At 67.2% G+C, this 11,856-nt stretch carries 11 protein-coding genes; 3 read left to right on the forward strand and 8 right to left on the reverse strand.

Going from position 1 to position 11,856, the window contains the following annotated elements:
* Positions 1-66 precede the first annotated feature (66 nt).
* From tsaC to DT603_RS13290, 7 genes are all read right to left on the reverse strand, one after another.
* On the reverse strand, positions 67-636 hold the full coding sequence (tsaC, locus tag DT603_RS13260) for an L-threonylcarbamoyladenylate synthase type 1 TsaC (protein WP_162350456.1): 570 nt from the start codon (positions 634-636) through the stop codon (positions 67-69).
* 78 nt (positions 637-714) lie between these two features.
* Entirely contained in the window at positions 715-3,270 is a 2,556-nt protein-coding gene (locus tag DT603_RS13265; protein WP_162350457.1) for a DNA topoisomerase I, read from the reverse strand.
* 157 nt (positions 3,271-3,427) lie between these two features.
* The gene (locus tag DT603_RS13270) at positions 3,428-4,351 is read right to left on the reverse strand and encodes an RDD family protein (protein ID WP_162350458.1); all 924 of its coding nucleotides are present in this window, start codon (positions 4,349-4,351) and stop codon (positions 3,428-3,430) included.
* 53 nt (positions 4,352-4,404) lie between these two features.
* Positions 4,405-5,094 (reverse strand): pilin, encoded by a 690-nt coding sequence (locus DT603_RS13275; RefSeq protein WP_162350459.1) that lies wholly within the window; start codon positions 5,092-5,094, stop codon positions 4,405-4,407.
* Between the two features lie 50 nt (positions 5,095-5,144).
* Positions 5,145-5,618 (reverse strand): DUF494 family protein, encoded by a 474-nt coding sequence (locus DT603_RS13280; protein WP_162350460.1) that lies wholly within the window; start codon positions 5,616-5,618, stop codon positions 5,145-5,147.
* 41 nt (positions 5,619-5,659) lie between these two features.
* Positions 5,660-6,787 carry a DNA-processing protein DprA gene (gene dprA / locus DT603_RS13285; protein ID WP_162350461.1) on the reverse strand — a complete coding sequence of 376 codons (1,128 nt, stop codon included), beginning with the start codon at positions 6,785-6,787 and terminating at the stop codon, positions 5,660-5,662.
* Positions 6,788-6,868: 81 nt separating this feature from the next.
* Positions 6,869-8,053 carry a LysM peptidoglycan-binding domain-containing protein gene (locus DT603_RS13290; protein WP_162350462.1) on the reverse strand — a complete coding sequence of 395 codons (1,185 nt, stop codon included), beginning with the start codon at positions 8,051-8,053 and terminating at the stop codon, positions 6,869-6,871.
* 131 nt (positions 8,054-8,184) lie between these two features.
* Here DT603_RS13290 and def point away from each other — a divergent pair, with 131 nt between their 5' ends.
* The 3 genes from def to rsmB all read left to right on the forward strand — a co-directional run bounded on the left by def (position 8,185) and on the right by rsmB (position 11,019).
* Positions 8,185-8,706 carry a peptide deformylase gene (gene def / locus DT603_RS13295; RefSeq protein ID WP_162350533.1) on the forward strand — a complete coding sequence of 174 codons (522 nt, stop codon included), beginning with the start codon at positions 8,185-8,187 and terminating at the stop codon, positions 8,704-8,706.
* A gap of 88 nt (positions 8,707-8,794) precedes the next feature.
* Complete coding sequence (fmt, locus tag DT603_RS13300) at positions 8,795-9,715, forward strand: methionyl-tRNA formyltransferase (protein ID WP_162350534.1); 921 nt, start codon at positions 8,795-8,797, stop codon at positions 9,713-9,715.
* Positions 9,712-11,019 (forward strand): 16S rRNA (cytosine(967)-C(5))-methyltransferase RsmB, encoded by a 1,308-nt coding sequence (rsmB, locus tag DT603_RS13305; protein WP_162350463.1) that lies wholly within the window; start codon positions 9,712-9,714, stop codon positions 11,017-11,019. Before fmt ends, rsmB begins: the two co-directional genes overlap by 4 nt.
* Before the next feature lie 15 nt (positions 11,020-11,034).
* On the opposite strand, the gene DT603_RS13310 is transcribed toward rsmB, so the two are convergent.
* Positions 11,035-11,856, reverse strand: a complete 822-nt coding sequence (locus tag DT603_RS13310; protein WP_162350464.1) for a glycosyltransferase family 2 protein — start codon at positions 11,854-11,856, stop codon at positions 11,035-11,037.

The raw sequence follows: 11,856 nt of genomic DNA on the forward strand, positions 1-11,856 counted from the left end.
CAGCAAAGAAGGCCGGGCCGCGAGGCCGTTCAGTTCCTACGGCCAGACAATGGCGGTGGGGTGTTCTCAGGCCAGGCGAATGGTCGCACCCGTCAGTGCATCGCGGATGGAAGTCGGTCCGGCCCCGCCGCCGGTTTCCCCGCACATGACGCCGTCGACGAGCGGCAGCAGCGCCGCGTCCAGTGCCTCACGGGCGCGGGGTGCTGGCTGCCCGGCGAGGTTGGCGCTGGTCGAGACGATGGCGTCGCCGTAGGCGCTGCAGAGCGCCACCACGCCGGCGTGCGCGCTGATGCGCACGGCGATGCCCGTGTGCATGCCGGTGATCCAGGGCGGCGCCTCGCTGCTTGCGGGCATGACCCAGGTGTGCGGACCCGGCCAGCTGGCCAGCACCTCGGCCAACCGCTGCGCCGGCACCTTTGCCATGTCCAGGTACGGCCGCAATTGCTCCAGCCGCGCGGCGATCAGGATCAGGCCCTTGTCCACGTCGCGCCGTTTGATGGCGAGCAGGCGCAGCACGGCCTGCTCATCGCGCGGATCGCAGCCCAGGCCCCAGACCGCTTCGGTGGGGTAGGCAATGACCCCGCCAGCGCGCAGGGCGGTGGCGGTGTCTGCAATCGAGAGTGGCGATGCGCTCATGGAATACGTTGCCGTGCAGCTATTCAACCGGGGGCGAGGCGGTCGCGTGGGTCACCCGACCGCAGCAAGCAAAAGCGCCTACTTGGCCGCCTTCACGATCCGCTTCTTGCCCAGCTCGATGTTGGCCGAGGGGGTCAGCAGGGATTTGGCAGGTTCGACCACGGCGAAGGCCGGCTTGCGCACCGCGGCCTTCTTGGCGACCGTCTTCTTGGCCACGGCCTTCGCGGCTTTCTTTACCGCCTTCTTGGCCGGCGCCTTCTTGGCGGCCGCCTTCTTCGGCGCCGCTTCCTTCTTCACGGTGGTCTTCTTGGCCGCGGTCTTCTTGCCGAAGCCCTTGCGCATCGGCTTGCCGGTTTCCTCCATCAGCTTGACCACTTCCTCCAGGGTCAGCGAAGCGGGTTCGCGGTCCTTGGGGATCTTGCCGTTGAGCTTGCCGTCGCTGAGGTAGGGACCATAGCGGCCGTTCAATACCTGGACGTCGCTGCCTTCGAATTCCTTGATGATGCGGTTGCGCGCGATCTCTTCCTTTTCCTCGATCAGGAACACCGCGCGCTCCAGGTCGACGGTGTAGGGATCGTCTTCCTTCTTCAGCGAGGCATACACGCTGCCGCGCTTGGCGAAGGCGCCGAAACGGCCGATGCCGACGCTGACTTCCTCTTCCTTGTCCTGGCCCAGCTTGCGCGGCAGCTTGAACAGCTCCAGCGCGTCCTCCAGGGAAATGGTGTGCATGCTCTGGCCCGGGCGCAGCGAGGCGAACGTCGGCTTGTCCTCGGCATCCTCGGCGGTGCTGCCGATCGCCGCATACGGTCCGTAGCGGCCCAGGCGCACGCTGACCGGCTTGCCGGTCTTGGGATCCTCGCCGAGCTCGCGCGCGCCGGTGGCCTGGCTGCGGTCGACCGATTCCATCTTGTCGTCGACCATCTGCTTGAACGGCGTCCAGAAGCGTTCCATCAACGGCACCCAGTCCTCCTCGCCACGCGACACCGCGTCCAGCTCGTCCTCGAGCTTGGCGGTGAAGTCGTAATCGACGTACTGGGTGAAATGCCCGCTGAGGAAATTGCTGACCGCGCGGCCGACGTCGCTGGGCTTGAAGCGGCGGCTGTCCAGTTCGACGTACTTGCGGAACAGCAGGGTCTGGATGATCGACGAATAGGTCGACGGACGGCCGATGCCGTATTCCTCCAGCGTCTTCACCAGTGACGCTTCGCTGAAGCGCGGCGGCGGCTCGGTGAAATGCTGGTCGGTGTGGATGCGGTCCAGCGGAATGCGGTCGCCGGGTTTCATCGGCGGCAGCTTGCGGCCCTCGTCCTCGTCATCGGCGGTCTTGGTGTCCTTGCCTTCCTCGTACACGGCCAGGAAGCCCGGGTCGATGATGGTGGTGCCGCTGGCGCGGAAGTTGTGCTCGCTGCCTGCGGCCAGGTCGACGCTGACGGTGTTCATGGTCGCCGGCACCATCTGGCAGGCCACGGCGCGCTTCCAGATCAGTTCGTACAGGCGACGGGCGTCGTCGTCCAGGTACTTGGACACCTGCGCGGGCGTGCGCAGTGCCGAGGTCGGGCGCACGGCCTCATGGGCCTCCTGCGCGTTCTTCGACTTGGTCACGTAGACATTGGGCTTGTCGGGCACCGCGCCGGTGCCGAAGTCGCGTGCGATCACGTCGCGGATCTCGGCCACCGCATCGACCGACAGGCTGACCGAGTCGGTACGCATGTAGCTGATCAGGCCGACGGTGCCTTCGTCGCCAATCGCCACGCCTTCATAGAGCTTCTGCGCCACGCGCATGGTGCGGCTGGTGGTGAAGCCAAGCTTGCGCGAGGCTTCCTGCTGCAGGGTCGAGGTGGTGAACGGCGGCGAAGGACGACGCTTGCGTTCCTTGCTGACCACGTCGGTGACATGCAGCGCGCCCTGGGCGGCCTGCTGGATGCGCAGGCGCGCCGCTTCGGCGGTATCGCCTTCGGTAATGGTGAACTGCTCGAACTTCTGCCCGTCCAGCTTGGTCAGCTTGGCGGTGAAAGCCTGCGAGGGATGCAGGCACTCGGCCTGGATGCTCCAGTATTCGCGGGCGATGAAGGCTTCGATTTCCTCCTCGCGCTCCACGATCATGCGCAGCGCCGGCGACTGCACGCGGCCGGCCGACAGCCCGCGCTGGACCTTGCGCCACAGCACCGGCGACAGGTTGAAGCCGACCAGGTAATCCAGTGCGCGGCGGGCCTGCTGGGCATCGACCAGGTCGCCGGCGATCTGGCGCGGCCTGGTCATGGCTTCCTTGATCGCCCGCGGGGTGATCTCGGTGAACACCACCCGGTGCAGCGGCTTGTCCTGCAGCAGTCCGCGTTCCTTCAGGATCTCGGCGATATGCCAGCTGATCGCTTCACCCTCGCGGTCCGGATCGGTCGCCAGGAAGATGTCGTCGGCGCCCTTGGCGGCCTTGGCGATCGCTTCCACGTGCTTTTCGTTCTTCTCGATCAGCGCATAGCTCATCGCGAACTGGTTGTCGGGGTCGACCGCGCCTTCCTTCGGCACCAGGTCACGGACGTGGCCGTAGGAGGCCAGGACGGTGAAGTCCTTGCCCAGGTATTTGTTGATCGTCTTGGCCTTGGCCGGCGATTCGACGATAAGCAGGTGCTTTGGCATGGTTGGGTTCGAAGCGCCGGCAGGGCCGGCGAGTGTCCTTGAGTTTGTCGGGGCGTAGAAGCCAACGCCCGGGGTGTTTGCCCCGGGCGTTCAGGTTTCTTCTATTTATAGTGGAATCATGCCGGACCCCGCCCTGTCAAGCGCGGACTTTCTCCGGTCAACGCATGGAACCGGCGATTCCTGCGATTGCGAAGGCCATGACCAGCCCCAGAAGCAGCATCAGCACGCCAAACAGGGCCAGGACCACCACGGTCACCGTCCCCAGTTCAGGTTTCTGCCATTCCGGATGGGCGGTATAGGCCCATTTGTCCACCACCAGGGTGTCGCACATCAGGTCGTGCAGGCTCTGCTTGCGCTCGGTGAAGGCCGCCATCAGGAAGCCGATGCCCAGGATCAGGCTGCTGACGATGGTGGCGAAATAACGCCCCACGCCCCGGCCCACGCTGATACGGCTGCCGTCGGTCCGGACCACCTTGATGCCAATGGCCATCTTGCCCAGCGTGGCCTGCGAGGTGGAGGCATGGAAGCCGGCGTAGTAAGCCGCAGCCAGCGCGATCGAGACCACGTTGGTGATCACCTGGATGAAGATGAAGCCCCCACCGAAGCCGTTGCTGCCGGTCGACATCAGCGCCCCGAGCACGCCACCGACGATGGCCCCCATGATGCCGCCGGCAATACCGACCAAGATGCCGTCGATCACGTAAGCGGCGACGCGTTTCCAGAAACCGGCGTAGACCACCTCACCATCCCCGTACAGGGCTCCATCGGAGGTCAGGGCGGCGGCGGGAGGCGCATACGGCGAATCCGAGCGAGCGCCGGCGTCGCCGCCGACCGGGCCGGCCTGCATCGATGCCGCCGCCGCGGGCAGGGCATCGACCGGCTTGTAGAAGGTTTCAGCCGGCGCCTGGTGAAGCGCCAATTCCCCGGTAAAGTCGCGCAGCGGCCGCCAGTCGGCCAGGCCTTCGCGCCACACCAGGGTATCCAGGCGCAAGCGGCCCTGATGGAAGAGTTGGGCCAGCTCCTCCGCAGCAAGCGGCCCCTGCCGCTGGCGTTGGGCGTCGGCGTAGTACCAGTTCGACATCGGTTTTTTCCCCAGATCAGATGCGCACGTTTATTGAATGCCGTAGCCGCCGGCTAGCCGCGGCATTGGGCCGGCAGATACTTGTCCTCGATTTCCGAGCTGCAGTGCCAGGACTCATCGGCCGGGTTGTATTCCAGCCACAGCGCCTTGCCATCCACCTTGCTGGTGCCGGGCACGGCCAGGATCACTTCCATCCCGCACAGGTCGCTCTCGAACTTGCCGAAGGTGAGGGAGGCGACACTGCCCTGTGCGTAGCGCTCGGGCGCCTCGAAACCGGCGTCGTCATTGCCGGGGCATGCCTGTTCGCGCGCCAGGTAGGAAGAGACCGCAGGCTTGTGCGCTTCGGCCACGGGCAAGACGCTGGCGACCTTGGCCCGCACCACGTACTGCTGGTAGGCGGGCAAGGCGATTGCCGCCAGGATCCCGATCACCGGAATCGCCAGCACCGCCACCACGATGAGCGCGATCATGCAGCCGGACAGGCCTGATTTGGGCGGCGGGGCGGAGGCTTGCGGGGCGCGCACGGGGCCGACGGGAAGCGGCGGCGGCAGGACCGAACCGGTATCCCCGGTCAGTCCCAGCTCGCTGGAAAAGTCAGCCAGGGGTTGCCATTGCGGCTGCCCCTCGCGCCAGACCAGGGTTTCCAGGCCAATGCGGCCCTGGCGGAATTCGGTGACAAGATCGTTGCTGGACAACGGCCCAAGGCGCCGGTCATTGCCGGCTGCGTAGTACCACTCGCTCATGTTTCCCCTGCACGGTTCGCCTTCCCTTGCATAGGGAAGAAATTCAGGAGCTAGTGTACCGGTTCAGGTTCGTCGTCGAACATCTGGGTCTCCATCCACGCATACGCCGCCTCGGACCCCGGCTGGTTGAACAGCACCATCAACACGACCCATTTCAGGTCGTCCAGGTCCAGTTCGTCCTGGTCCAGGGCCATGGCACGGTCCAGCACCAGCTCGCGCTGGTCGGCATCCAGCACACGGTGCTGTTCCAGGAACATCAGGAAGCCGCGGCCCTCGACGTCGAGCTTTTCCAGCTCCGGACCGTGGTAGACGCGGGTGGGGCCGCCAATGCGGGGTTCGCTGGCGGCCGGGCGCTGTTCGGCCAGGGCATCGAGCCAGTCGAACGCCTTGCTGATCTCGGTGGGGCTGAAGCCGGCCTGGATCAGGCCGTTCTGGAGCGAGTCGCGATCACGGACCGGGTCCGCGTCTTCGGTGAAATAGTGTTCGAACAGGTATAGCAGTACATCCAGGATGCTCTCTTTCATTGCCCCTCGGCCTGCGTCCCTGACGCTGTGGAGGAAAGAAACTAGGTCTTGCGCGAGTAGCGCCCGTGTTCGACCGCCACCCGTCCATCCAGTTCCATGACCAGCAGCATGGAGGACAGTTCGGCGGTCGTCAATCCAGTGCGCTCGACCAGCAAATCCATACCGGTTGGGTCGTGACCCAAGGCCAGCCACAAGGGCTGGTAGTCAGGACTCAATGGTGCAAGCGCGTTGTCCGAGCCGATATGGGGCCGGGCGGCGCTGCCTGCAAGGCGGCCGCGGAGGAATTCGGCCAGTTCGCTGGCCATCGGGACCAGGGCGTCCAGGACTTCCTGGGCGGTCTCCACCAGTCCGGCACCGTCCCGGATCAGGCGGTGGCAGCCACGTGCGAGCGGGTTATGGATGGAACCTGGCACGGCGAACACTTCCCGCCCGCAGTCGCCTGCCTGGCGCGCGGTGATCAACGCGCCCGAGCGCTCGGTGGCTTCCACCACCAGGGTCCCCAGCGCCAGGCCGGCCAGGATGCGGTTGCGGCTGGGGAAATGTGACGGCTTGGCGAGCGTGCCGGGCGGATGCTCGCTGACCACCGCGCCCTGCGCCGCGATGCGGTCCCGCAGGGTGGCATGGTGCGGCGGATAGGCCAAGTCGGGACCCGTGCCCAGTACCGCGACGGTGACGCCGTCCGGCGTTGCCAGCGCGGCTTCATGCGCGGCCGCATCGATGCCCGTGGCCATGCCGCTGATCACCGACGTGCCGGAGGCCGCAAAGGCCCTGGCGAACGCATAGGCGTTGTCGCGCCCACCGGCAGTGGGCGAGCGGCTGCCGACAATGGCCACCCCGGCATGCCAGAGCAGGGCGGGGTCGCCCTCCACGAACAGCGCCAGCGGCGGACTGCTGATCCGGCGGAGCAGCGGGGGATAGTCCGGGTCATGCCATCCGAGCAGGCGATGGCCGGGCTGGGCAAGCCAGTCCAGGCTGCGCTGCAGCTCCTCGGCAGGCGGCTGGCGCAGACGCTGGATCTGGGTTTCGGCCAGCCCGGCCGCGCGCCACGCCGGTGCGCCGGCAGCCAGGGTGCGCGCCGGCGTCAGGTGCGTGTCGAGCAGGGCGCGGCGGCTGGCGACGGCGCCGCCGGCAAGGATGAATTGGAGCAGTGCAAGGGAGTCATCGGCCATGCGCCCAGACTAGGCTGCAGACGACGACGGCGCCCTCAGGCGCCGTCGTGTTGTTGCATAGGAAGTTCCCTACCCGATCGATCAGTAGGTGGCGTCGGGATGCTTGAGCTGGTAGCCCACGCGCGAAGGCTTGGTGCCTTCCATGACCAGGCCGTAGCTGACCTTCTCGAAGGTGCGGAACACCATCACGTGGCCGGAGTACTCATCGGGCAGGACGAAATCGCCGGCGTCCTTGGCGGTGCGCGTGTTCGGGCGCGTCGCGGTGGGGCGGGAGTCTTCCGGGTCGTGCTGGCGGTCGACGATATGGCTGCCTTCGCGCCAGATCGAGAACACCGTGCCGTTGTCGATGCCTTCGCGGCTGCCGCCGGAAATGGCGACCACGTCGCGCGGGCCACCGGAGGTCAGGGCGCTGGCCACTGCGGCGATCTGCAGCTTGCCTTCCGGTTGCGGCACCTTGGGCACGTGCGGGAAGAACTGCAGGTCATACGGCTGGACTTCGACCGGAATCAGGCGGTCGCCGACGCGGACTTCGTGGCCGTTGCCTTCCAGGGCCAGGGTGCTGACATTCGAACCGGGCACCACGCCGCGGGTCAGGGTGCCAACGCTGACCTGGGCCAGCTCATAGCCCAGGAACTCGAGCTGCGGGCCGGTATCCAGGGCCGCGCTGTTCCAGTTGCGGTCCCAGTCGATGGTCTGCGAGCCGTCGCGCTTGCCGCGGAAATCGAGGTCTTCCTTGTAGGTCCCGTAGCGGCCGTTGGAGACGAAGCGCGTCTGCGTGTAGCGCAGGGTGGGGCGGACGATGGCGAACCGCTGGCCCACCGGCGCGCCTTCCAGGCCGGCGGTGTAGACCAGCTGGCCGCCCGAGCTGCGCAGGCGGTCCTCTTCAAGCCCCACCACGCGAGGAAGATCCTGGAAGCTGTCGGTGACCCGCAGGTTCTTGAGGAAGGGCTCGATGTCCGACAGCGGGATCGCGCCGATCGGCGCTTCCTGGCGCGGGCCGGGCTGCAGCGCAACGCGGTCCAGGTAGGCCAAGCTGATCACGTCGCCGGGATAGATCAGGTGTGGATTCTTGATCTGCGGGTTGGCCTGCCAGATCTCCGGCCACAGCCAGGGCTTCCTGAGGAATTTCCCCGAGATGTCCCAGAGCGTGTCGCCCCGCTTCACCACATAGGTGTCGGGATGGGTGCCGGACATTTCGGCAGCCGCGGCATAGGTGACCACGATGAACGCGGCGGCGGCAAGAACCGTACGAAATTTTCTGAACATGATGATCCCCACCTGATTCCCCACAGGTTGTCCCTACTATAGGTCAGAAACCGGGGCACTAAGCAAGCCCGCGAGTTAGAATCCGTGAGGCCTTGCCGAATTCCGACGGCATCCCCATCAATACGATCGCCATGTCACTGCTCACCATCCTTGAATTCCCCGACCCCCGGCTGCGCACCAAGGCAACGCCGGTGGATGCCGCCCAGGTTGCCGATCCGGCCTTCCAGCGCCTGCTCGACGACATGTTCGAGACCATGTACGAAGCGCCCGGCATCGGACTGGCCGCCAGCCAGGTCGACGTGCACCAGCGTTTCATGGTCATCGACATCAGCGAGGACAAGACCGGCCCGCAGGTGTTCATCAATCCCGAGATCCTGTCCCGCACCGGCGAACAGGTCTACCAGGAAGGCTGCCTGTCGGTACCCGGCATCTTTGCCGATGTGACCCGGGCCGACGCCATCGACGTGCGCTTCCTCGACCGCAGCGGCCAGGCCCGGCAGATCCAGGTCGATGGCCTGCTGGCCGTGTGCATCCAGCACGAGATGGACCATCTGGACGGCAAGCTGTTCGTCGACTACCTGTCGCCGTTGAAGCGCGAAATGGTGCGCAAGAAGCTGGCCAAGCAGCGCAAGCTGGCGGGCGACGCGGCCTGAGCCGCCCCCGGTTGCTGGTTCCCGGTGGTTGGGACGTCCGCAGCGTGTCCTCCCCGAGCCACCGGTAACCGAGAACCCGCACATGTCCCTGAGAATCGTTTTTGCCGGCACGCCGGCCTTCGCCGTCCCCAGCCTGCGCGCCGCGCATGCACAGGGCGAAGTGATCGCCGCCTATACACAGCCCGACCGTCCTGCGGGCCGCGGCCGTGGAGTGGCGCCCTCGCCGGTGAAACTGGAGGCCACCCAGCGTGGCATTCCGGTATTGCAGCCTGAAAGCCTGCGGCGCAAGTCTTCGCAGGACGCCCTGCGCGAGATGGCGCCGGACCTGCTGGTGGTCGTGGCCTACGGACTGATCCTGCCGCGCGCGGTGCTGGAGATTCCTCGCTTCGGTTGCTGGAACGTGCACGCCTCGCTGCTGCCGCGCTGGCGAGGGGCCGCGCCGATCCAGCGCGCCATCGAGGCCGGCGACACCGAAACCGGCGTCTGCCTGATGCAGATGGAAGCCGGACTGGACACCGGGCCGGTGCTGCTGGCCCAGACCACGCTTATTGGTTCCGACGAAACCGGCGGCCAGTTGCATGACCGTCTGGCCGAACTTGGCGCCAGCGTGCTCAGCGATGGCCTGGCCCTGCGCCGCGCCGACATCCTGCCCAAGCCGTGGCCGCAGCCCGAAGCCGGCGTCACCTACGCCCATAAACTGGACAAGGCCGAGGCCCGCCTGGACTGGAACCAGTCCGCCGCCGTGCTGGCGCGGAAGGTTCTTGCGTTCGAACCCTGGCCGGTTGCCGAGGCCATGGTCGCGGGTGAACGCCTGCGCATCCACGGCGCGGTGGCGCTGGACCTGGCCCACGGCGCCGCACCCGGCACCTTGCTGGCGGCAGGCCGGCAGGGAATCGATATCGCGTGCGCCGACGGTGCCCTGCGCCTGCGCGTGGTCCAGCGCGAAGGCGGCAAGGCCATCACCGCGGCCGACTACCTCAACGCGCGCCGCGACCTGGCCACGCCATGACCCAGGCGGCGGGTCCGCAGGCGCCCGGCGTGGCCACCCGCGTGCTGGCCGCCCAGGTGCTGGCTGCGGTGATCCATCGCGGGCGCTCGCTGAAAGGCGAACTTGCCACCGCCCTGCCGCAGTTGCCCGACCCGCGCGACCGCGCGCTGCTGGAAGCGATCTGCTTCTCCGCGCTGCGCCAGCGTGCGCGCTATGACGCGGCGCTGAAAAACTGGCTGCAGCGACCGCTGGGGGAAAATGACGGCGACCTGCACGCGCTGCTGCTGGCCGGATTCGCGCAGATCGATGCCATGGGCCTGCCCGCGCATGCGGCGTTGTCGGCCACGGTCGAAGCGGCGCGCGCGCTAGGGCGTCCGCGCCAGGCCGGCATGGTCAACGCGGTGCTGCGCCGCGCCCAGCGCGAGGGCTTCCCGGAATCGAGCCCGGCCGCGGCCTGGCCTGCCTGGCTGCGCAACCGGATCAACCTGGACTGGGGCGACCACGCCGCGGCCATTTTCGAAGCCAGTGCCCATGCCGCGCCACTGTGGCTGCGCGTGAACCGTGGCAAGGGCACTCGCGAGGCCTATGCCGCACGCTTGCAGGCCGAGGGAATCCAATCGCTGTCCGAGCCCGGCCTGGTCGACGCGCTGCGCATCGACGTGGCGGTTGCGGTATCGGCCCTGCCCGGTTTTGCCGAAGGCGATGCCTCGGTGCAGGACGGATCGGCGCAGCAGGTTGCCGATGCCCTTGCGCTTTCGCCAGGTGCGCGCGTGCTTGATGCCTGCGCCGCGCCCGGCGGCAAGGCGGCGCACCTGATGGAACGTGATCCCTCGGTTCGGCTGCTTGCGCTGGATGTCGATGCGCGCCGCCTCAACCGCGTGCGCGAAACGTTGGCGCGGGTCGGTGCCAGCGCCGAATTCCGCGCCGCCGACGCCGCCGATACCGCGACCTGGTGGGATGGCGAAGCCTTCGATGCCGTGTTGCTGGATGCGCCGTGCTCGGCGACCGGTATCGTGCGCCGCCAACCCGACGTGCTCCTGCACCGGCGGCCCGAGGACCTGGTGGCGTTGACCGCCCTGCAGGCGCGCCTGCTGGATGCCACCTGGAAAACGCTGCGCGCCGGTGGCGTGTTGCTCTATGCCACCTGCTCGATACTCAAGGACGAGAACGAACACCAGGTCGCGGCTTTCCTGGCCCGCACGCCCGACGCACGCGCCGAGCCGCTGGATGCACGCTACGGCCATGAGGCCGGGCCGGGACGCCAACGGCTACCGGGCGAGCAGGGCATGGACGGGTTCTTCTATGCGCGCTTGCGCAAGGGCTGAAGCCCGCGGATCGGATCACTCGCGTGGCGGCGTGCGTACCGGCTGCCCGTACTGCATCAGCAACAACATGATCGACTTCTGGCGCACGTAATTGGCGCGCACGTAGGCATAGACCAGGCCCTGCCATCCGTCCAGGAAGCCCAGCCGCAGCACATAGCCGCGCCAGAAGCGCCACGCCGGCGACAGCACCAGTTTCAGCAGCGAGGCACGCTTGCCGCGGGCGTATTCGTGTTCGGCCATCATCCGCGCGTAGGTCTGGGTCTTGGCCAGTTGTTGCTCAAGCGACCGGTAGGGGTAATGAATCACGTCGCCCTGCAACAGCAGCACCGGGCCGTCCACGCTGGCCGCCTCGTGGATCTCGCGCTCGCCACGCCAGCCGCCGCGGCGGCGGTCGAACAGGCGCAGGCCCTGGTCGGGATAGGCATTGCCATGCTGCAGGAACTTGCCGAAGTAGAACGACAGCCGCGCGAAGCGATAGCCCGACGCACCACTGAAACCACCCGCCCGGGCTTCCTGCACCGACTGCCGCAGGCGCTCGCTGATGCGCTCGTCGGCGTCCAGGCTGAGGATCCAGTCATTGCCGGCCTGCGCCGCGGCGAACGCCTTCTGGCTGCGGTAACCATCGAACGGCCGCAGCAGCACGCGTGCGCCGAGGCGCTCGGCAATGGCCGCGGTGTCATCGGTGGAGCCGGAGTCGACCACCACCACTTCGTCGCAGAACGACACCGAAGCCAGGCAGTCGGCAATGCGGTCGGCCTCGTTGAACGTGATAATGCAGGCTGAAAGTTTGCAGGCCGGAAGCCGGGGCCGCTCGTTGCCGGTGGCGCTGGAGGACAT

This window comes from Pseudoxanthomonas gei (assembly GCF_010119615.1).
Taxonomy (GTDB): domain Bacteria; phylum Pseudomonadota; class Gammaproteobacteria; order Xanthomonadales; family Xanthomonadaceae; genus Pseudoxanthomonas_A; species Pseudoxanthomonas_A gei.